19 protein-coding genes are annotated in these 21,491 nt (G+C 64.8%); 4 read left to right on the plus strand and 15 right to left on the minus strand.

Annotated features, from left to right (window positions below):
• Nucleotides 1-880: 880 nt before the first annotated feature.
• Nucleotides 881-1,768 carry an alpha/beta fold hydrolase gene (locus RHA1_RS38740; RefSeq protein ID WP_011599398.1) on the plus strand — a complete coding sequence of 296 codons (888 nt, stop codon included), beginning with the start codon at nt 881-883 and terminating at the stop codon, nt 1,766-1,768.
• Nucleotides 1,769-2,170: 402 nt separating this feature from the next.
• On the opposite strand, the gene RHA1_RS38745 is transcribed toward RHA1_RS38740, so the two are convergent.
• From RHA1_RS38745 to RHA1_RS38760, 5 genes are all read right to left on the minus strand, one after another.
• The gene (locus RHA1_RS38745; RefSeq protein ID WP_041813189.1) at nt 2,171-3,178 is read right to left on the minus strand and encodes an acyl-CoA dehydrogenase family protein; all 1,008 of its coding nucleotides are present in this window, start codon (nt 3,176-3,178) and stop codon (nt 2,171-2,173) included.
• Nucleotides 3,179-3,435: 257 nt separating this feature from the next.
• Nucleotides 3,436-4,386: a Rep protein gene (locus tag RHA1_RS38750; protein ID WP_237727064.1), complete on the minus strand. Its 951-nt coding sequence runs from the start codon at nt 4,384-4,386 to the stop codon at nt 3,436-3,438.
• A gap of 741 nt (nt 4,387-5,127) precedes the next feature.
• Nucleotides 5,128-5,445, minus strand: a complete 318-nt coding sequence (locus tag RHA1_RS47415; protein WP_081437564.1) for a hypothetical protein — start codon at nt 5,443-5,445, stop codon at nt 5,128-5,130.
• On the minus strand, nt 5,442-5,936 hold the full coding sequence (locus tag RHA1_RS38755) for a hypothetical protein (protein WP_011599403.1): 495 nt from the start codon (nt 5,934-5,936) through the stop codon (nt 5,442-5,444). The genes RHA1_RS47415 and RHA1_RS38755 overlap by 4 nt, the downstream gene beginning before the upstream one ends.
• Entirely contained in the window at nt 5,933-6,241 is a 309-nt protein-coding gene (locus RHA1_RS38760; RefSeq protein WP_016880511.1) for a hypothetical protein, read from the minus strand. Before RHA1_RS38760 ends, RHA1_RS38755 begins: the two co-directional genes overlap by 4 nt.
• Before the next feature lie 936 nt (nt 6,242-7,177).
• Between RHA1_RS38760 and RHA1_RS38770 the strand changes: the two genes are divergently transcribed.
• Together RHA1_RS38770 and RHA1_RS38775 are read left to right on the plus strand one after the other, a co-directional pair.
• Complete coding sequence (locus tag RHA1_RS38770) at nt 7,178-7,645, plus strand: helix-turn-helix domain-containing protein (RefSeq protein ID WP_020476731.1); 468 nt, start codon at nt 7,178-7,180, stop codon at nt 7,643-7,645.
• A 202-nt stretch (nt 7,646-7,847) separates the two neighbouring features.
• Nucleotides 7,848-8,192: a helix-turn-helix domain-containing protein gene (locus RHA1_RS38775; protein WP_011599406.1), complete on the plus strand. Its 345-nt coding sequence runs from the start codon at nt 7,848-7,850 to the stop codon at nt 8,190-8,192.
• 2 nt (nt 8,193-8,194) lie between these two features.
• Here RHA1_RS38775 and RHA1_RS38780 read toward each other — a convergent pair whose 3' ends face one another.
• Nucleotides 8,195-8,797 (minus strand): phosphatase PAP2 family protein, encoded by a 603-nt coding sequence (locus RHA1_RS38780; RefSeq protein ID WP_237723830.1) that lies wholly within the window; start codon nt 8,795-8,797, stop codon nt 8,195-8,197.
• Nucleotides 8,784-9,752, minus strand: coding sequence for a hypothetical protein (locus tag RHA1_RS38785; protein ID WP_237723826.1), 969 nt, complete (start codon nt 9,750-9,752; stop codon nt 8,784-8,786). The genes RHA1_RS38780 and RHA1_RS38785 overlap by 14 nt, the downstream gene beginning before the upstream one ends.
• 47 nt (nt 9,753-9,799) lie before the next feature.
• On the opposite strand from RHA1_RS38785, the gene RHA1_RS50915 reads away from it, so the two are divergent.
• On the plus strand, nt 9,800-10,309 hold the full coding sequence (locus RHA1_RS50915) for a hypothetical protein (protein WP_157180068.1): 510 nt from the start codon (nt 9,800-9,802) through the stop codon (nt 10,307-10,309).
• 491 nt (nt 10,310-10,800) lie between these two features.
• On the opposite strand, the gene RHA1_RS38795 is transcribed toward RHA1_RS50915, so the two are convergent.
• From RHA1_RS38795 to RHA1_RS38830, 8 genes are all read right to left on the minus strand, one after another.
• Entirely contained in the window at nt 10,801-11,361 is a 561-nt protein-coding gene (locus RHA1_RS38795) for a hypothetical protein (RefSeq protein ID WP_011599410.1), read from the minus strand.
• Nucleotides 11,362-11,423: 62 nt separating this feature from the next.
• Entirely contained in the window at nt 11,424-12,029 is a 606-nt protein-coding gene (locus tag RHA1_RS38800; protein WP_011599411.1) for a hypothetical protein, read from the minus strand.
• A gap of 34 nt (nt 12,030-12,063) precedes the next feature.
• Nucleotides 12,064-13,614 carry a peptidoglycan DD-metalloendopeptidase family protein gene (locus tag RHA1_RS38805; RefSeq protein WP_011599412.1) on the minus strand — a complete coding sequence of 517 codons (1,551 nt, stop codon included), beginning with the start codon at nt 13,612-13,614 and terminating at the stop codon, nt 12,064-12,066.
• Nucleotides 13,611-14,462: a hypothetical protein gene (locus RHA1_RS38810; protein ID WP_011599413.1), complete on the minus strand. Its 852-nt coding sequence runs from the start codon at nt 14,460-14,462 to the stop codon at nt 13,611-13,613. The genes RHA1_RS38805 and RHA1_RS38810 overlap by 4 nt, the downstream gene beginning before the upstream one ends.
• On the minus strand, nt 14,462-16,579 hold the full coding sequence (locus tag RHA1_RS38815) for a hypothetical protein (RefSeq protein ID WP_011599414.1): 2,118 nt from the start codon (nt 16,577-16,579) through the stop codon (nt 14,462-14,464). The genes RHA1_RS38810 and RHA1_RS38815 overlap by 1 nt, the downstream gene beginning before the upstream one ends.
• Nucleotides 16,576-19,611, minus strand: coding sequence for an ATP-binding protein (locus RHA1_RS38820; protein ID WP_011599415.1), 3,036 nt, complete (start codon nt 19,609-19,611; stop codon nt 16,576-16,578). Before RHA1_RS38820 ends, RHA1_RS38815 begins: the two co-directional genes overlap by 4 nt.
• On the minus strand, nt 19,608-20,012 hold the full coding sequence (locus RHA1_RS38825) for a hypothetical protein (RefSeq protein ID WP_011599416.1): 405 nt from the start codon (nt 20,010-20,012) through the stop codon (nt 19,608-19,610). Before RHA1_RS38825 ends, RHA1_RS38820 begins: the two co-directional genes overlap by 4 nt.
• A 38-nt stretch (nt 20,013-20,050) precedes the next feature.
• The gene (locus RHA1_RS38830) at nt 20,051-20,368 is read right to left on the minus strand and encodes a hypothetical protein (protein WP_011599417.1); all 318 of its coding nucleotides are present in this window, start codon (nt 20,366-20,368) and stop codon (nt 20,051-20,053) included.
• Nucleotides 20,369-21,491 lie beyond the last annotated feature (1,123 nt).

Genomic DNA, 21,491 nt, shown 5'->3' on the forward strand with positions numbered 1-21,491 from the left:
CGCCAGAAGGACGTCCCGGTGTGACCAGCACCGTCCAAGACCACGAGTAGTGGGCGCATGCGCGGAGCCCCGATTTCACTTCCGGTACGAGGGTCAGTCCCGAACCGCGGGCCACGCTCGATGCGAACTGCCTCGTCAGGAGCGATTCTCCTGGTCAGTCGGATAAGGTATGGAGCGGGCTGAGCGGATCGGTACAGGCTGGGTGCTCGCGAATGGCGGCACAGCGTGATGCACGGTGCATCAGCGAGAGCGTTCATGCGGACGATCGTGTTGTACCTCCGCTGTCTGGGTGTCGTCGTCCTGGCAGCGTTCTAGGGGTGACGTGCGCTCGAGATGCGTGACTTGATTTCCGGGGTGGTGGTGCAGACCATGCTGAAGGCGGTCGACTGCCGCTACACCCTCGACCTCGTCCGCGCGCTGCGGCGTCCACAACGCCCATGTTGCTGATCTGGCCCGGAGCGGTTGGCCTCGGAGGTCCCCGGATACCACGCTGATCCGTATCCCGGATGCGGGGCACGTCCCCATGGAGAACGCGCCCGGCCTGATCGCCCGAACGCTCATTGACTTCTTCACGGCGTGGAGGTCGTCCCGTCCCGTCTCGGTCATCCGCATCGGTGCAAGAAGCGCGGCTGGCGCCAAGGTCCCGACGACAGTGAGGTGCCGTTGGACTTCAAGGCCGATCCCAGACCTGACGACTACCAGGAGATCTTGACACTCGCGAGTTCTGTTTCGCCCGCGCGATACCTCGTCCTGTTCGCGTCCCGTCATCGGCGCATTAGCCCTACGCGGGTTCTGCGTACGTGGCAGCCTATCTGCGTAGCGGGTGAACGCTGCATTATTCGCGGTGAGGCATCGTCGTGCGAACAGGGAGCGAGTAGCCATGAACTCACCTTCATTGCCGGTGCTCGCTGGGGTGGAGCACCGGTTCGTCGACGTAGGCGGCGGTGTGACGATTCACGTCGCCGATGCCGGGCCGGCCGACGGGTCGCCGGTCATGCTTGTTCACGGTTTCCCGCAGAATTGGTGGGCGTGGCACGAGTTGATCGGACCGCTCGCGGCCGATGGCTACCGCGTGCTGTGCCCGGATCTGCGCGGGGCTGGGTGGAGCTCAGCGCCCGATGGACGCTACTACAAGACCGATATGGCCGATGATCTCGCGGTTGTGCTCGACCGGCTCGGCGTCGCCCCGGTGCGGGTCGTGGCGCACGATTGGGGTGGTCCGATCGCGGCGCATCTGATGCTGCGACATCCGAAGAAGGTGTCCGGCTTCTTCGGCCTGAACACGGTAGGACCGTGGCTGACGTTCGATCTGACGGCAGTTCGACATTTGTGGCGGTTCTGGTATCAGATCCCGATTTCTCTTCCGGTGATCGGGCCGCGTCTTCTCAGCGACCCGAAGGGTCGCTTTATCAGGATGACGGGCCGTTGGGTCGGCGCCGGGTTCTACCTCGACGACGATGACTTCAGGCTCTATGTGCGTTGCATGCGCTTGCCCGGTCATTCGGTGGCCGGCTCGCGCTGGTATCGCACATTCCTGACGCGAGAATTGATCCGTGCCGGTGAATTCGCGAATACCTCCGTTGATGTTCCGATGCGGTTCCTGCACGGAGTGGGGGACCCGGTGATCACTCCGACGCTGCTGCGCGGGTATGCCGAGCACGCAGGTGGTTTTCGGCTCGAGACGGTCGACGGCGTCGGTCACTGGGTTGTCGATCAACGACCCGAGTTGGTGCTCGAGCGACTTCGAGCGTTCCTGCATGACACCTGAGGTGTATCGCTGGTTCGCTCGTGTTGGGCATTGACCGTGCGAGACACTGCAGAGGGCTCGCCATCCGGACTGGACGCACCCGCTATCCGGGTGCTGGTGATGCACGGTGCATCACGCTGGGCGTGTTGCAGACAATCGTTGTGAGGGCTCGGGTGCCCGCGTGGTGGACTCCCGCCTGTGGGTGGGGTGGACGTCCTGTTGCGATAGATCGAAGATCGTGTCGCTTCGGCCGGGGTTGGCACAGGCCTGGCGGATCTGTGCGAGTGCGGATTCCTGCTGTTCGTGGACGGCGTGCCGGGAGCGGGACGCCGGTGATGGGACCGAGGATGTGTGAGCAGCTTGCCGCTACTGTCGTGAACGTCTGACTCGGTTCGGGTGTCATCGCGCCTCGGTCTCGCAGGTTCACTGGGGGTGACGGGTGGTCAGGATGCGTGACTTGATTTCCGGGGTGGTGGTGCAGACCATGCTGAAGGTGGCTTCCCGGGCCATTCTCTCGGTGGGTTCGCCGTGTTGGACGGATCGGCTTCCTGCGGCGGTGGCGACGTAGTTGGCGGCGGTGACGGCGAATTGGCTGGCGCGGGCGCGGGCGTCGTAGATGTCTCCGTCGCCGGTGGCCGTGTTGTTGAGGGCCTCGCGGATTGTGGCGTGGGTTTCCCACAGTTGTGGGCAGGGGTGTCCGATGCGGTCGGCTTCGGTCAGGCAGGCTCGTGCCACGCCGAGGGCGAGGGAGCCGTTGATCCGGAGAATCGCCCGGTCCGCGATGCTGAGTCCGCCGCGAGGAGTCTTTCGGACGTGGATGACTGCGGTGTGGGGGATGTGGTGTCCGTTGAAGGTCAGTTCGACGGTGTGGGATGCGTTGGCCGCGGACAGCGGGATTCGGTTCGCGTGGACGTTTGGGCCGTCGGTCGCGTCCATGAGGAAGGTGACTGTTTTCTGTGCTCGGGTGTCGTATGCGGTGACACCGATGACGTCGACAAGACCCCATCCGGTGACGAACGGTGCCTGCCCGGTAATGGTGTATCCATCGTCTGTTTCGGTCGCGACGATAAAGGGGTTCTCCGGGTTCGCGTAGCCGCTGCCGGACACCCCGGATGTGACGGCGCCGCTCTGCAGGCCGGCGAGAAATTGTGCCTTGAGGGTGTCGTTTCTCGACATCACCATCCGGAGCAGGGTGCCGTGGTGCTGGGCCCAGACGAATGCGGTCGCCAGGCATCCGCTGACGAGGATTTCGCCGACGTCGGCGAGGGTGTTGACGGGGTCTGTGGTGGCGAAGGTGAGGCCGTAGAAGCCCCGGCCGCGTAGTGCGGCGAAGTGCGATCGCGGGATCTTCCCCGACCTGTCGACCTCCGCCGCAGCGGGCCGCAGCACCTCGTCGGTGAGGTCCTGCGCTTGCTGCACCCAGTCAGTCATGGCTGACACCGTATCCACATTGAGCCGGACCCCGCCGACGCACTCCAACGGTGGGCGGACGCCGTGAGACTCGCCCAGCTTCCGAGAACTCGCACCACTGCGGCAGCGATCCACTGCCGCAACGCTGATCGAGATAGTCCAAAGATCGCCTCCGGTGTTGTTCCACAGCAGTAGCACTCGGCCGGTCACCCGAGGTGCGGCGGCTCGATGGCAGTGGAGGACTACCCGCGAAACTGGCGAACGTCCTTCTGGACGGCTCATCGGAGATCAAGTCGGCGATGTGTGGTGTGACGCAGGGTCCGGCGGATCTGTGCGAGGGCGGCTTCCCGCTGCTCCGGGGTTGCTTGCATGGCGTTGCGATGGTGGATGGCGGTGCGGCGGGCGTGCTGTTCGCGGCGGCGCCGGGCGTCGGCTGCGGTGCGGTGCTGGCTGGGGGAGGGGCCGGTCCAGTCGATGTGGGTCAGTCGCCAGCGGAGGAGGGCGGCCGGTGAGCTGATCCGGTCTGCGGTGGGCCAGGTCCACCCGCGTTGGGTGGTGTCGCGGTCGAGGGTCTGTGCGATGTCGTGGCCGGTCCAGCGGGTGGTGTCGATGCCGGCGGCCGTGATGGTGTCGCAGATGGTGCCGATATGGCCGTGGGTGATATCGGGGGAGCGGGCGATGAGGGTGGCGGCGGCTCGTTGGAGGTGGAGTGGTCGGGGTTGTGGGGTGGGTGTGGTGGGCCGCGCGTGTGCGCGTTGGTGAGTGCTTCGTAACGAAAGATTATGTGAAGGAACGTAAGTACCGGGGGATAGGGTGTCAGCGCCGGTGGCCTGGGGATGAGTGGTGCTGGCCGCGGTGGTCGGTTGTTGGGGCCGGGTGCGGTGGCGTGCGAGACGTCTGGCGGCGCGGGCGCGGCGCGGACGCGATGGTCGTTGTGGGGGTGGGGGTGTGGCGTCGACGATGTGTTTCGGTGAGCTGAGTGCCCACACGGAGGCGGCGTGGTGTTGTTGGCCGCCGTGGTGGAGTTCGGCGGCCAGGTATTCATGGGTGCGAAGGGTGCGGCCGCGTTCGAGTTCGACACCCATCTGGAGGGTTTTGAGGACGCGGCGGGCCCGGTTGATCACGGAGAGTGAGACACCGGCGTGGTGTGCGATGAGTTGCCGGGACGCGGTGACACCGCGGCCGGTGGTGGAATCCGCGAATCGGGCGTGGGCTGTGGCGACGGCCATTAGGCGTTCGATACTGATGCGGTGGGCGGTGAGTGCGGCTTGGCCAGTGGCGGTGTGGGTGATGTGGTGGCGGAGTTGGCGTAGCCATTCGGTGCGGCCGGACCAGACGGGGATGGTGGCTTCGCGTCCGGGTGTGATCGGGAGGGTGAAGGATCGGCCGCGTTGCCCGGTGTCGCGGTTGTATTCGTGCAGTTTGTTGATGGCTTGGGTGGCTGCGTGGACGGAGGCTTCCCAGGTCTCGACTTCTGCCGACTGCGGAATGTGCGTACCGCCGTGCGTCGATGACGTGGTGTTGGTGGACGAAACGATTGGTGTTGAAGCTGATTCAGCGCATGCGTTAGCATCAGACGTACCTGGCACAGGTATGTCCCTTCGGGGAATGCAGAACGAGTGTCGGAAGCGGGTAACTTCCGGCACTCACCCTCAGAGAATGTGACGGCGCGGCAAGGCCTTCACCCTCTTGGTTGAGGAGGACCGGCAAGTCCTCCTCAACAACATGCCGGCGGAGCGGTTCGTGAATCTGAAACCACCCCCACCAAGGGGGTTTTCGTGTTTTCTGAGGGTCTGCGCTTTGAAATTTGGGTTATCGGGGTAGCGCGATGGTTACGGTTCAGGGGCATCGCCTCGCTTTGGGCGTGGGTGGATGCCGATCCACAAGCGCGGTCACCGCGAACTGTGGAGGTTCGCGCGTGTCCGCTGAAAGGGATCGGAGAAGGGTTGGTTTGGTCGCAGCCGTGCCAGTTACGCCGACCGCGGTGCCGGCTTCACACCGAGCAACAGGTGCGCCGCGGCGGCAACCTCACGGATCTGCTCAACCGTGGCTGTCTCGGGCTCCGATGCGACGAGGTCGACGACATCTACGAGCGCGTCGCGTGATCCCGGGCTGAGACGACACCTGTCCGGTGAGAGCCGGATTGGGCCATGCGTGTCGATGAGATCCGGAGCGGACATCACGGTCGGCGTCCTGGTGTCGGTGACGAGGAATGCGCAGATGACGCTCTCTATCGCGATGAGTTCCCACGTTCGCCCGTGACGGTCGGTTGCGGTAAGACCCCTCATGCGACCGCCCCTCTCGCCGAGGGGCAGTGCAGCCGTGAATCCCAGGCCTCGATGGCCGCGGCGACGCACGCCTCGGCGACAGAGCCCGGTTTGGCGGCGAGGTGCGCCCAGAACGCGGCGGCGACAGCTTCCGCACCACTGAACTGATGGCCACCCAGGTAGTCGTGGGCGTCAACTGAGGAGTCGGCGACCGCGGACCAGGCATAGAGGGCAGCTGACTGAGCGCGGCTGGCGCCGATCGCAGCGAGCCGGTCAATCGCATCCCATCGAGCAGCGAGGGGGTCGACCGTGCCGGTCGGCATATCGCGGCACAACGTGGCGACGGTGTACCCCACGGGTACGGAGAAGCCCGGAATGGTGACCAGACCCCACATCGGGTGGGAGTGCAGGTCAGCGAGCCAGTTCCACCGCAGGGAAGGAAGCCCCTCGGTGCCGGGGCACTCGATCTCGCCGGTCGCCATGAGGAGGACACGGTCGGAAAGACTGCTCATGCCGCCGACCCCCGCTCGATTGCCCGTTGCCCTACGACGCGGTTGTAGTACACCCGCAGCTCACGATCACTGGCGACGGCCGTTCCGTCGTGGCGATACGCGACACCGGCCCAGATCATCGACCGCGGCGGATCTCCCGCCGCGATCATCTTTGCGACTTCGGCGCGGCATGCGGCGAGCCGCGGACACCGGAAGCACTCCCGCTGCGCGTCGCGGCCGGCCTGGTACGAACCCTCATCGATGTCCCACGACTGCGGGTCAATCGAGCACGGCAGGACCGTCGGGGTTGATCGGCGAGCGGTCATGCGGCATCACCACCGGCAGCGACGTGGGTGGCAGGACCTCGGGGAGTCCTGGCACGCAGGACTGCATACGCCCGGAGCCGATCGGCGGGTACATGATTGCCGTAGTAATCGAACGCGGCGCCCGCGACGACCTGATCCTGCGGCGGTTCACCCCCAACGATTCGATCGCGAAGCGTGGCGCGGCACTGGGTGAGGATCGGGCATTCGTGGCACGAATTGATCGCACGCTGCCACGATGCCAACTTCTGCCCCGTCAGTTCCCAGGAAGCGGACTTGCCCGCGCACGTGCCAACACCCGGCTCAGGTGCGGTCAACGGGATCATTCCGCGTGCCTCCAACTCGCGGCGGATACGCCGCAGCTGCGGGCAGTCCTGGCACTCGGGGGTGTAGACGAAGCCGCACCGGAAGCAACGCCCCTCAGGGGTTGGTCGGTGTGCGCTCGCCGAACGCAGCAACGCCGCGACCGAAAAGCGAATCGTTCTCGACGACGTGTCCGCGGTTCCATCGCGCCGCGCTAGCTCGCGGAGCGCGGCCGCAGCTCGGGGGCACAGAGGCTTAGCTGCCGTGACTATGGCGCCGCATTCCTCGCAACGCCCCTCGGCAGACACGTGTTGGGCAGTGATGCGCACCAGGTCGGCAGTGGCTAACGATCGCGCCACGGCTGGATGCCGCTCACCGCGCTCTCTTTGGGCGCCAGCTATCGTGTTCATTGCAGAGACTCCAATCTGCTGATGGTGCCTGAACGGACCGCTAATCCGTTGAGGCTTGAGCCCCCTGGCCGCCGCTAACGGTCAGGGGGCTTCTCGTTGCAATAGGGTTCGACTCTTAGCTCCACCCCCATGCGGCTCTCGTGCAATCATATAAAAGCGATCGTTTAAAACCGATCGTATGTGCGCATCGTAACGAGAGGGCGGCACAGTGTCTACCAGTGACCACATGTGCGGCAGGATTATTTCGGTGAGTCGGCGAGTTATGCGCGGGTTTACTCCGTCCGCCCTGGTTGGCGCGCGCCGCAACGCCGGCTGGTCGCAAGCCGATTTGGCACGGCTTTCCGACGTCGGCGTCGCCACGATTAGAAGGTGGGAGAAGGGCACTGCATCGCCCCAAGTTGACGTCCTGGCGAGGGTTGCCGCTGTTCTTGAAGTTCCCATCTCCGACTTTGTGAATATCCCAGTCTCGGAGCGCTTCCCGGGCGACTGGCGGGTTCTGCTGGGGCTGACCCAACCGCAACTCGGTGCGCGTGCCGGGGTCCGCACTGCCGTGGTTGGCAGCATCGAGCGTGGGGAGACGGCATTGTCCGACAACGTTGCTGAGCGCCTGTCGTCTGCGCTCGACATCTCCATTGCGGAGCTGCGGGATGCGCATCAACGGGCGCGGAGCCGGCCGCCGGGCATGCCCGCCTGACGTCCTCGTGCGCGGTGGCGTGCCCGAACTCCGTGACACCGGTGCCTCGCCTTCTGTCGGTCATGTGAATGATCTTGAGCCTACTTTACTACTGCAAACTTGCAACAGTAAACACTTCCGTAACTACTGCAATAAGGCGACGTCAACGACATCTATACTCATGTCCAACTACCGGCGAAGCTTGAAGTTTGGAGGATGTGCGGTGAGCGAGAGTTTCGCCGAAAGGCTGCGACATCTATTCGACACGGTCCATCCGAAGGGGCGAGGCCCCTACAGTCAAGCGGAGGTTGTCGAGGCCATCCGAGCCGCCGGCGGCAATATGACGCCGGGATACATGTCGCAGTTGCTGTCCGGCAAGCGATCTTCGCCGAGCTGGACCACGCTGCGAGACATATGTCGAGTCTTCGCAGTACCAATGGACTACTTCAATGACGACGATGTCTACGAGGAGATCAAGGGCTATATCGCCTACATCCAAGATCTCCGAGACGCCGAAGACCAGAATATTGCAGCACGAACATACTTCCCGTTCCGGCGTCCCGAATAGGACTAGGTGAACAGTGCGTACGTGCCTCCAGCGATGACGGCGCCCACGAATGCACCCACGATGACCTGACCAGTCGTGTGATCACCGAGCCGCACCCGCGACCAACCGATCGCGGGCGTGCACGCTAGTGCCAGAACCCAAATCGGTGAGACAGCGAGCATGAGAATCACGGTGATGCCCGCTGAGACAGCAGTGTGCACACTGACCTTCCACCGAACGACGCTGGTAATTATCCCGATGGCCAGCAACGTCGCAAACCCTGCGGCCGTGAAGGCGATTAGTTCTGCGGGTGCATTGGCGCAGATCTGAATGACGAGACCCGCAAGCACGATTGCCAAGATAACGACAATCAGAAGGTGACGTTCGCGGTGCTCGGTCACATGGTGATCGCCGATCCGTGATCGCCAGATTTCGAACAGAATGAAGGCCATGGGGAGGCCGCCGGAAATCATGGCGACGAAGATCCCCCATGCCGTCGACTCAAGGTACACGCCCAGGAAGAGTGACGAGACAATGTTGAGAACCCAAGGAGCTCCCACCTCAGTCAATGCTCTGGCAAGGCGATCAACACGGTCGCCGCGGGTTTGATTCTCAGTCATCGCCATCTGCGGCCACCAACTTTTCCTGTCGTGCGGTGTTGAAAGCGACGCCGAGAGTGCGCACCCACTCGACGTCTGAGACGCCCTCCGGAGCGCCGAGAGCTTCCTGGGGCAACTCTTCCCGTGCGAAGCCGGTAAGGATCCACTCAACTATTGCAACTGGCGCTTCGTCCTCGGGAATCGGGGCGCCATGGGGGAGGCCTGCGGCTTGGGCGGCGATGCTAAGGGCGTCCATCACTTCCGTGGCGCGGTCGGCAACGCGATCCGTGGCGCTGCTACCTTTCCAGGAGGGTCGAACGACACCAGGCCAGCGCGCAGTGAGCACCTCATGGAGTTCGAAGAAATCTCGCAACGCCCGGCGTGCGGCCGTCCAGAGAGCCATCGTCGGCCACAGCACACCGATGGTGACCATGAGGACCCCGACGAGCGCAAGAACCTGAGTGATGTCGAAGACTCGGGGAGTCGGATCGATTGCACCGGTAGACGCGGCCAGTACGTATGTGATTCGCATGCCGGCGTAGGCGGTGAGCATGAAAACCCCAGGGCACAGCACCATCAAGCCACGACCCGTCGCGGTCCGCGTGTCGGCATGGCCGGCCGTCACGATGGTCACCACGATGCAGAGAAGGAACGGGTAGAGCATCGCGGTAATGCCGGCCTCCGCATATCCGGGAGTGTGGGCATACAGGTCGTCGAAGGTATATCCGTCGCGCTGTTCCGGCACTTCCGGGGCAGTCAAGAAGAAGGCCACCGACCCGCCTGCGGTGACCATTGACAGCAACGCATGAAGCCGGATGAGCTGTGCGCGACGTCGATCGGACGGAGCCATAAGGTCTGTCACGAGTATGGCTGCACCGAAGCAGATTCCGCTAAACAGGACCATTTTGACCGCGCCAGCACCATTTGAGTGACCAAGTGCGCCTCTCAGTAAGCTCTCGAAGAGCGGCAGGTTGACTGTCATGTGGGCGGCCATGCAGGTGAAGACAGTCAGAACACCGACCAGGTTCCATGTGCGAGCCCACCACCACCTACGGAACCGACTGGCTGCGGCTATCCATAGAAGGACTGCGACCGCCGCTGTTGCCGTCACCTGATCGCCTCGTCGAGGCGAGCGCGCACACCGGGATTGCGGGATGCTTGGTTACTATTCACCCGCCCAAGGAGTCTGCTCGCGAACGCCTCAGCCTCAATTTCCTCAGCGTCGTGTCCGTCACTGCACTCGCGCCGAAGCATTATCTTCGCCAATCCATGAGCCGCTGCTGGAAGAAACTCTTCCGCGAACTCGCGGGCAGGTCGGCCCCGATGCCCGAGCAGGATGTGGCCGAGTTCGTGGGCAAGCGTGCGCTCGCGGGCGTGAACCCAGTCAGCGCAGGAAACCTCGTCCCGGTCGGGATGTTGAACCCATTGGCCGAAAACGCCTATCGGCAGGTTCTTGTTGGATTGAACGACGGTGATCGGGCGCTTCCGGTCCCGGGCTGCTGCCTCCATCAATCCTGCAAGCGTAGATGCTTCCCCTGAGGTCGCTACGCGAAACAGTCGATCGACAGCCTCTGAAACACGATTCGTCATTACCAACCTCCACCCGGGACCATTGGGGCGCATATGAATACACGTGTGCCACATCTTGACGCTGCATCTGAAGCCGCCCCGACGGGCTCCAGGGAACTCCCGGGCGGGAGCGCGGTGGCTAGATTATCAGCACCGCGGATAGCTGCAACCAGAAGGTCTCTGGGACCTCGGTACCAAGCTCTGCGCGCGTAATCGTAGTCGGCGGGAAGGTGGAGAAACCATCCTGAAGTCGTGTTTCGCTGCTGGAGAACAGAACTGCGGTACTCAAACATCGAACCTATCGGTAGCCGGGCGACTGTCAGGCAGAGTGACATAGCTACTCAGAGCTGGTGCCGGTTCGCCCGGCACGCGTGGTGCCCCCCAACTGCAATACGTGCCGACTCGCAATACGGGGTGTGGCAAATGTGAGAAATTGATGCTTCGGCGAGTCGAAATCTCCGTTACCCATTGCAGTTGAGATGCATGTAGATGTCGAGTTCGTCATACGGCGAGTTCACGATCCAGTGGGGCGGAGTGTCGTCGTCGACCTGAATTTCGACTTCTCCGACCGATGGCTTGTCCCAGGTAATGCCGAGAGGAAATTGCTTGGTGCTGCCCTTCGGTCGTGTTTTGCTGACGGCCTCGATCGCTCCCGGGGATTCGGCGAAGTCGTGTGCTGGGTAGTTGAGGCTCTCGTTCTCGATCGTGACGGTTTGGGATCCGTGGGTGAGGGTAGCGTGCCACCCGTTCGGTGCGGCGATGTCGATGGTGAGGTTGTCGCCCTCGCCGTGGCACTCGACGTCGACCTGGTCCGGGGTAGGAAGGGTCACGAGGTCGATGCCTTTGCGGTTGCCGACGCCGATGGCGATGTTGCCGTCCCACCCGTCGGATCCGCCGGACGATTCGGCGGGCGTGACGCTGCCGGGCCGAGTGTCATCGCTCGACGAGCCTGAGCATGCGGCAAGGGTCGCGGCGATCATGGCGATGAGCGCGAGCCCGGCGAGTGCACGGCTGCTGGACATTTTGGTTCCCCTCCTGTTGCCGCATTACGGCTTTGTCGAACTCGATGCGGTGGTTACTGCGTTCAGTACCGGATGGTGTCGATGAGCCAGTTGCCCCCTGTCTTGGTAAGCGTGACCCAGACGATGGTGTTGGGGTTAACAGGGACGGCGTTGTCCCCGGTGATCGCGGTCTGGTGGATGGTGGCGACGCGGTGGATGAGGGTGTCGGTATCGGGAGGGCAGCCGGAGCAGCCGATCAGCACGTCGGCGACGACCTTTGCGTTCGTGGTGGCCCACTGTCCCCATTGCACGCCGGGACCGCGTTCGGGCGTGACTGGAATGGCCACTTGCGCTGCGAGCCTGTCGGTCAGCCACTGTCGGGCCCGCACGAAGCCGTCGTTGGGGGACTGGTCGGTGGCCGGGTACCAAGTGAACGCGACCGATAGGGCCTGGCGGGCGACGTCTTCCGCCACGTCGGCGTCCGGAGCTGGCGCCGCCGTGGTTGGTGGAGGTACGGGCGCAAAGGTCGTAAGTGGTGCTGTGGCTGCCGGTGGTGCCGCGGCCGCCGACAACGACGTTTCTAGAGGCGACGTCTGCGGGTCCTGTTGGGTCGGCCGGCACGCATATACGAGGATGGCGACCAGGGCACCCAGGATCACGACCACGGCCAGGAATCGGCGCACGCTCATCTCGGTCCTCCTTCAGTTGCGGGCAGTTCACTCATCACATCACCCTCCGTGCTTTCATCCCGCCCATCAGCGGCGCTTCCTTCACGACGTCGCCGGTGGTCGGGGCGTGGATCATGCGTCCGCCACCAAGGGCGATGCCGACGTGACCCGGCCCAGACCCGGCCCAGGATCCGAACACGAGATCACCCGGTTGGGCCTGATCGATGGGAATCTCGGTGCCAACGGTCCACTGCTGCTCCGAAGTGCGTGGCAGTGTGACCTTGCCGCCGCTGCCGGTGAAGATGGCGTAGCTGGTCAGGCCGGAACAATCGAAGCCCCCGCCGGACGGTCCGCCGGTGCTACCTCCACCCCAGACATACGGGGTGCCGAGGTACTGCCGGGCGGCCGCGACGACCTGGCCGCCGTCTTTCGATCCGTTCGGGACCAGGCGGCCGGTGGAACTCAGGGAGGTGTACTTGGCCTGGCCGAGGATGATCTTTGCGACGTAGTTCTGGGTCTCAGCGTATGGGGGGATGCCGCGGTGAGCCTGCACCGCACCGAAGCCTGCGTTGTACGCGGCCAGTGACAGCTCGACCGGGTCTCCCATGACGGTGCCGACCGCGAGCGCGGCGTTGACCTGGTTGTTGAGCGCGCACATGAAATGCCCCTGAGCCATGACGGCGTCGCCGATCGAATTGGGGTCGACCTTGCCATCGCCGTCGTAGTCCTTGCCCCAGGTCGCCCAGGTTCCGGGCATGAACTGTGCAGGTCCGAGAGCACCGGAGGGGGAGGTGGGGGCGTTGGCGCCGTGCCTGAACTGATTCTCGGCGTGGAGCTGCGAGGACAGGACCGGGGGCCGAATGCCGGGGCAGATGCTGCCGGCCTTGCGGATCCACGGATCGAATTCGGCCGGCACCGAGCCGGCGGCCAGCTCACCGCCGCCGACGGTCCCGAAGCCCGCGCAGTTGATCGGCGACGACAAGGAGGCCAGCCGCACGTCCGCGCCGTCCGGCGCGCCAGGAGGTGAGGCCGTGCTGCCCAGTTTGATCATCGGGTCCACGGCGGTGCCGCCTTGGAAACGGCCGCCTTCCCAGTACTCGAAATGCAGGTGGGCGCCGGTGCTTTGGCCGTCGTCGCCGATGGTGGCGATGTGGTCACCGGCCCTGACCTGTTGGCCTTCGCGGGCGATTAGCCCGTCGGTGAACATGTGTCCGTAGACGGTGGAGACCGGTGTGTCGCCGACGAGGGAGTCGATGACGATCCAGTGTCCGAATCCGGTGGCGGTGCCGGAACGGACGACGAGGCCGTCGAGGGCTGCATAGATCGGGGTGCCGATGGGACCGGCGAAGTCGACGCCCTGGTGTTCGGTACCCCACCGTGGCCCGAAGCCGGAGGTGAACGTGGTGGTCCCGGCCCTCGTCGGTGCAGTGATCGGTCCGGAGGCGCGCAGCTGACCACCGGCGGGCGTGCCCGGATCGCTATCGGTGGAGGTTGCCTCGCATCCATCGTGGGGGATGACCGGCTGGGGGGCGCAGGCCGTCGTGCTGACGACTGTGGTGGCTGCGGCCGCGAGTAGCAGCGCTGTCCCGCGCTGGCGAAGTGTCACAGGGCTCCCGGGATCGGGGTGTCGAGTTCGGGGATCGGGATAGGCCCGGGCTCTGGAACGGGCACCGGCACGGGTGTCGGTTCGGGCTCGGACATCGCTGGCGGTGCGGTGACAGATTCGGGGGCCGAGGTCGTCGTCGACGGTTTCGGCTGGCTGGTGATCGGCTGCGTTGCAGTCTGGGGCGTGGTCGAGTGCGAGGAGGTTGAGGGGACACTCACTAGGGTCGGCGCGGCGCCGAGTTTGCTGACCTCGTCGCGGTCGAGAGTGGGAAACGGGTTCTGGACCTGCCATTTCGCCCCGCTCGGGGACTCGGCCACCTGCACGGACACGCGCAGGTCGCCGGCCTGAGTGGGGATGGTGACCTCTGCCCGCCGCGCGCCACCGGCGCCAGTGACCGTCTCACTAGTCGTGGGCCCGGTGATCGCGACGGGCACCTGTGGACGTGCGACGACGATCGTGTCACCGGGGGTGTCGATGGTGTACCGGCCGAGTTTGGTTCTCCACTCGGTATTCGACTGTGTGATGTCCACGTAGCTGTGCGCATAAGCCATCGCTGTGGCGGGCGCGCTCTTCCCGGCCGCGGCCGTCGTTAGGCCTGCGATGGCCGACTCGGTCACCTCGATGAGGTCGTAGGTGACCTCGTTTCCTTGTGCAGGAGTCGTCGTCGGTGCACCGGTCACCGCCGCGGTACTCGGCGTATGGCTTGTAGGAGGGGATTCCCCGAATACGGTGCCCGCAACGAATAGAACGGCGAGAATGGCGGCCATGCTGATCATTAGGTTGGTGCGCGAGTACAGCACCCACCGGCGGATCGGGGCGAGGACCGGGTTGCCTGCGGGGCGGGCCATCAGGTGAAACTCTCGCTCGGGTGCGTGCGCACTTCGGGAGTCAGCGACGGCGCGTACAAGCGGGTATTCGACCGCGGCGGAGCTGAAATACTGGCGGGCGCGGACGCGGCGGGGACGTTCCCTGGTGAGGTGTCCTTGCGGGTCGGAGTGAAGACCCTCGTCGGTGCGATGGCAGAACCCGCTCCGCCGTCCCATGTCTCACTGACCCTCGGGGTGTCACCGCGGCGCGCTCCGCCACCCGAGCGGCTGGCTTCGAGCGCTTGCAGCGCCGTGCGTCGCCCGCGGCCGACGCGCGTGTTCGCGGTGTCCTGTTCGCGATGCTTGCCGCCCATGGCGAGGTTCATGTGGCGGGCGTCCTGAGATTCCTTGCGTGAGTCAGCCAGCCGTTGCAGGAGGTCCATCTTTCTGTGGGCGGCGATCCGAGTTTGGTCGGCCTCGTGCCGGCGACGCTGGTTAAGTTCGCGCCCCTCCGGGCGGGCTGGGGCTGCGAAGTTGATGTCGGAGTCTTCGTCGGTGAAGCCGTCCTTGGTTTTTTTGCGTAGCGCACCGACTCCTTCCTCGACCATCGCGCCGGCCGGGCCACCGATGACCGCGCTGGCGCCCTTGAAGACCTTCTGCTTCATCGAGGTCTGCGCGTGACGGGCCTTTCGGTTGAGGGCGCCGGCGCGGTTCTGGGTGAAGGTTTGAGAGACCCGTTTGAACGGGCGCATGATGAACCAGCACACCAGGGTCAAGATGACCATGAACCACAACCGCCATGACCCGTCGATTTGCCCGTTGTCGGTGACGTACAACTTCACCAGGGCCAGCAGGTAGAGGGCGACGATGACGGAACCCGCCACGCCCCACATGTAGGCGCTGGCGATCATCCGGCACACTCGCATCAGCGTTCCCGCGTGAGCGGCTGCGAGCGGTATCCATATCGGGGCGAACAGGATGGCCAGGCGGATGGCGAGCAGCGCGATGAGCTTCAGCACCGATGCACCGATCCACAGGAGCGACGGCATGCCGACCTTGACCATTGCCATGAATCCGATTCCGGTGCGGCCGGAGTCCTTGCCTTGGAACGTGTAATAGGACAGTCCGTAGTCATCGTTGAGTGGCTTGACGATGTCGTCGCGAAAGATGCCCTCCTTCTTCGCCTTCAGGTCGCTCTCGACACCCGAATCTGGTGCGTTCTCGATCTGCTGCTGTTCCTCGTAGGAGAATGCGAGCGCATCGCGCAGCTTGGGGCCGAGCTGGTTCTCGTTGTCGCGGTAGTTCGGACCGAACCAGCCCTTACGCCAGTCGTCGAGAAAGATGTCGTCGAGCAGTACGTCGCGAGGCCCTTTGCCGCTGCCGGAGACCGAGAGCATCTCGTTCTGGGTGTCGGTGATTACTGCCCCGAATGTGTCGTCGGCGAGCCGGATTGCCTGCTGGGGTGCGCCGATCAGCAGAGCGCCGAGGGCGAGAGCGGCTCCACCGACGGCCATGGATTTCGTGACGCCGGCAGCGTTTGACTTGAGTGCGTGCCAGAGCATGATCGAGGCAGCCGCGGTCAGTCCGATACCGAGCCAGAGGCCGTAGATGCCGAGCATGCCGTTCGAGATCGAGGAGACGACCTGGTCGAACTGTTCCATTGCGGGTGCGACCCCGGCGTCTTCGGCGGCCTGACCGGTCTTGGTTTGGTCGTCGAGCCAGAATGCGGCCGCGGCCAGGGACTTCCCGATCGTCAGGAATCTATTGCCCCAGTCGGTGTCGGTGACGGCGCCGGGGGCGCGCACCAGGTCCATGCCGCAACCGAGATCGTAGGTGTACCACTGCAGGCCGGCCCACCCGTAGGTGGTGTATCCGGTGACCCCGTTGTCGGGGCGGTTCTGGCTGGTCGCGTCGAAGACCCCGGGGAACGCCCCCTTGGGGTACTCCGGGGCGGGGACTTCGTCGCACGCGAAACCGCTGGCCGCCGCGACGGGGGAGAGCGGGTCGACGAGCAACGGGGCCAGCACCAGGGCGAGGACTGCCAGAAGACACCCCAGCCGACCCGTCAGGCGTCGATTCGGGCTCGCCTCGGGGTTGCCGGACCGATAAGTGCCTGCGGGCCGAAAATGCAGGTCGAGTCGCCGCAGGGTGGTGGTCATGCGGCACCTCCGAGGGCGTTCTTTGCGGTACTCGAGTTCAAAGCGGCGAACACGTGGGACAGGTGCACGTAGTGGACCCAGCTCGACCGGACCAGTTCGACGTCGTCGGCCATCCGGACCATCCACCGGCGGGCCTGATCCTGGTAGGAGGTGTCGGTGTCCTCGTCGAGGGTGTCCTCGCCGCCGCTGCCGAGTTCGGCGAGGAACTGCTCGAAACCCTGCCCGGCAGGGAGTTTGAGGAGCTTGAGGGCGCCGTCGATGGCGTGCGGGTCGCCGCCGACGTCGCCCACGAAAACCTCGTAGGTCAGGGCGGTCTTGTCGTCGGTGCCGTCGAGGCCGAGGAAGTCGTCGGGCAGCTGCGAGCACACCAGGGCGCGGACCTTGAACTTGCGTGAGTCGCGAGCGATCCGCAGGTTCAGGGTGCGGCCCGCACCGGTGGATTCGAGGTACTTGTTCTCGTCGAGGAACAACACCTTGCGGACGTGCCTCGGCTTTTCGTAGACGAGCCGGTTCGCCAGCCACGCGGCCATGTGCATCAACGGGGCGGTCATCCGCTGCTGCGGGGTCCACTGCGAGGAGGGAACACCCTCGGGTGGAAGCTGCAGGCCAGGCATCGTGAGAATGGTGAGCCGGATGTCTGCGTCGAAGTCGTCCATGCCACTGCCGACCGTGCCGGCTTCTGGGAAGAGCACCCGGGCTTCGGCCAGTCGGGACATCAACTCCAGCTGCTGATACACACCACCGGCGCAGGTGCGCACGGCCTGATCGGGATCGGTCTCACCGATCGCCTTGATGGCGGCGAGCACTTCACCCAGATTGTGGTCGCGATCCCCACCGACCCGATTGGCGGCCAGGTGCAGCACCGATTCGGTGTGCTCGAGATGCAGATGCCGTTCGGTGAGCATCATCTTCAGCACCGACACCGCGACCTCGACCCGCTCGGCGGCCGCGGCGCGCATGTCCGCGTCGTACTTCGCCTGCGCCGCAGCGAACGGGTCCGCGGCCCGCGCGAAGTCCGCGTGGCCGGTGTCGTACTCGGGGTCATCGCGCCGCGGGTCGATGATCACCCGGTACGGGTTGAGCGCCCCGGGGCGTGAGTCGCGACCGGTGAGCGCGTAGACCCGGGCGATGTCCCGGAACTCGGGCAGATTCGCCAGCTCCTTCAGCGGCCCCGAGGGATCGAGGACGACACCGTAGGCACCCGCGCGCACCGCCTGGTAGACGACCATCCCGGCCAGGAACGTCTTACCGGAGCCGGGCACAGCGACGATCGGGGTCAGCCCGGACTTGTGCTTGATCTCATGCGCGGCGAAGCAATCCCAAATCACAGGGCGCGGTGCGATCGACGACGTCTCCCCGAGCACCACCCCGCGGCGGTCACCGATCCGGTCACCGGCGGTGGCCATGCCCGCGGCAACTGCTTCGACGTCCATGTGCCGTTTGTTGGCGATGTTCGCGAGCGGCTCGCCGGGGATGAATTCGCGCAGCAGCTGGAACTGACCGTGCTCCTGCTCGAGGGCGATGTGCGGCTTGTACATCTCCCGCAGGCCGGCCGCCTTCTTGCGTGCTTCGTCGGGTGTCGCTCCGACGACGGCGACCCTGTACCAGCCTGAGGTGCGGGTGGATAGCCCGGAGTGGTCTTCCTCGACGTCGGAGATGACATCCTGAACGCGGGCGTGCTGCTCGGCCAGCTCTTTCGGCGGGTCCTCGTCGTGTTCGACGGTGTAGTGGTCGAACTGGGACTTGATCTTTCCGGTGAGCGCACGCATTGTGCGGACGGTCTTTGCCTTGTCGTGCAGCTCGATCCGATCCGACCATTCGAGCGGCTCACCTGACGGGTCGCCGATGACCTGCCAGGGCAGCATCCGCTCCGGGATCGGTAGCGGTGCCATCCGTCCGACGGTCAGGACGATGACCGCGCCGGTGTAGCGACGGCCCTCGACGACCCCGGAGACGGTGGTGTAGCCATCCCCTGGGGTGAGGGACAGGTCAGTGAGGTCTTCGAGGGCGGCGACATCGTCCTTTTCCCAGTCGCCGGCACCGGCCGCTGCGCCGCCCGCAGCCAATGGCAGGCCGATGGTCGCCGACCGCCGCAGCAGGTAGTCGATCGCAGCCGGTGACGCTGGTGCGGCGTTAACGCCTCGGCCGGCCATGATCCGCTCCAGTTCGGCGAGATGATCGAGAAGCGCTGCCTCCTCGCGCGCGAAGGCGTCATCGGCCCAGCCGGTGATCATGGACGAGAGGGTGCCCACGAGTGGCCAGTTCGCGACGTAGCCGAGGGTGTGGGCAAGATAGTCGAGACCGATCCCGAGCACCGATCGCTGAGGCAGCTCGATGCCCCAGTAGCGGCCCTTGATCGTCGCGTTCGACCACAGCATCGCGTGCTGCTGGCCACGCAGGTACTCCGCCCACGACAATGCGTCTGGCACATCGTCGATCGGAGCAGCCCACTGGTCGTGGTCCTTTGCCCACTGCTCGACAGGAAACGGCGTGCGCACCAGACGTCGGTGCAGTCGCTCGACACCGGCCTGCTGCAGGTTGGTCAGTACCATCGCCTCGTCCCGGATGAAGCGCCGCTGCTTGCCGGTAGTGCGGAAATTCCACGGCCCCTGCTTCTGCACAAACCATGCCATTGACGTGCGTGAGGTGCGGGTGATGTGTCCGGAGGTCCCGGTCAGTTGCAGTCGCACCGCCTTCCGGGCACTATCGGCGCGCTTCTTTGCCGCCGCCTTCTCGCGATCGGCGGGCGTCTTCCCGCGTCGTTTAAGGCGCTTGCGTCCCCGCTCCCGCTTGCGGGTGTCCTCGGCCAGGACGGCGGGGTCCTCTGCCTGTGGGTCGACCTCCTCGGACGCCTCGGCGACCGGGTATGGGGGGAATTGCACTTCAGACCACGCCCGCGGGCCCTGTTGTGAAACCGGCGTCTGTTGTCCCGCAGCCCATGACGGCGGCAACGCTCCCGGCGGGATCACCGGCACCGGATCTTCGAGCTGAGGATCGAACAGCGATGCGATGTCGTTGTCGTACGTGGTCATCGGTGTGGGTCCTCACTGTCGATACGGGCAGTCGCGTCGTCAGGTCGCGTACCGGTGGTTAGTCGGTCGGGGAGGGTGACACTGATCGTCTCCCCGGGCTTCGGGGGACGCGGGGCGCCCAAGTCGTTGACAGCAGCCTTGAACACCGACCGCAGCGGCCGATCCGGAGTGACGTACTTCGCGATCCCCGTAGTGGCCCACACGGTCACGAGAACCATCACCAACAATGGCTTGAACCCGAGCGGCACGTGGAGGATGGCGCGGGCAATCAGAAACACCAGCACGAACACCGCGGCGCCCACCAAGCCTGCGGTGTACCGAATCCGCACCGGCAGGGTGTAGCCAGTCGGACCGAGATAGTGGCGGTCCACCCGATACAGCAGGTCATCGTTGTTGATCACCTAACGCTCCCTTCTCCGCGTAGGAACCGTCGCGGGTGTCAGGCGTTGATGCCGAAGAGGCCGAGAACCCAGTTCCCAAGGCCCTTGGCTGCGGATTCCGAGGTGGCGATACCGACGAACGCCAGACCCACTAACGTCAACCCGCCGACGGTGAACACCTTCGACAGATTCCCGCGAAGGCCACCGGTCAGGACGACACACGCGATGACGACCAAGATGGTGAAGACGATGTTGTCCTCGATCCACTTCCTGAGCCCGCCGGTACTGACCTCCGTTTGCTGGGCAACGATCGAGATGTCGGGGGCGGGGTGCTCAGCGCTCGCGAGGTCGACGACGGTGGAAGCGATTGCGGACATGGTGCCTCTCCAACAGGGTGCGTAACCGATATGGGCGAACGTGGTTGTGCGGGAACGTAGGAGACATACGCTGCGAGAATCAACGTGACCTGTGGATAACTTTCCGATCCGAGTCGAAGTGGGCCGGGGCGGTGTCGGGCGATCGTGGGGGGCGAGATGAGAGTAGGGCGGGAACCGGAAAGGGTCTGGGCACCCAGGTGTGTGCTGCTCGCGGCTCGGCTTCGGGCGTAAGCGCATCACGCGATCGGAAAACCGGCACACCAATTGATCGCGCGCCAATCCAGCAGTGGATCAACCGAGCCGGACGAATGCCGGGAAGCCTCCACGTTCGGGCGCATCGCCACGACCGATCGAACATGACACCCTCGACGTCTCGCATTGGAGACGCAGTTGAGCATCGCGAACCGGCTGCGAGAGACGGGTCAGGACATCGCCCGAACCGTAGAGCATTCCCACCGTGCCGCCAACCGTCCGGTCGGGGCGATGTCGGAATGGGTGGATTTCGGCGATCCGGCCGAGCGTGTCGAGAGGCGGGTGAAAACACCGTCCCCTTCGGGGGGTCACTCCCCGGCCCTTCGGGCCTAGGGGAGTGTACCTGGGAAAAATGCTTCGCGCCAATCGATTTCAAAGCGTGCTGTTCACACGCTATGGAGCGCGTTCGTCGGAACGCTTCGCGCAGCGCGGCAATGACCGCTCGGGTGTGGTCCCCGATCGCACTCGAGGAGCGAATGAAATCGCGTGTGGGGGCGGTCGGATCATCCGGTGTCGGGACCGCTCTGTCGCGCAATTATGGGGCGGCTCGACACGCTGCCTTTTGCGCTCAAGAAGCCACTCTGAGGGTTGTCGCATACCGATTCGCGAAGCCCCTCTTGACCTCCACCCTCGCTATCGCATGCGTGCTGGGGTCGTCGAGCATGGCGAAGCCGCTGTGTGCCCGACTCGCGTACGTCGTTGTGTGTTGCGGAAGTCGCCCGGGCGCAGGCCTTGCCGGACCGGTGACACGAGGTCCGGTTGATCTGAGCAAGCGCGCCTGCACCATCCGGCCGGGACACGAGTGCGCCGCATCGGCGGAGTGTCACGCACCGGCCGTGAGCAGCCCCCAAGCGAAGTTATCCACAGATCA

It is taken from the genome of Rhodococcus jostii RHA1, assembly GCF_000014565.1.
GTDB lineage: Bacteria > Actinomycetota > Actinomycetes > Mycobacteriales > Mycobacteriaceae > Rhodococcus_F > Rhodococcus_F jostii_A.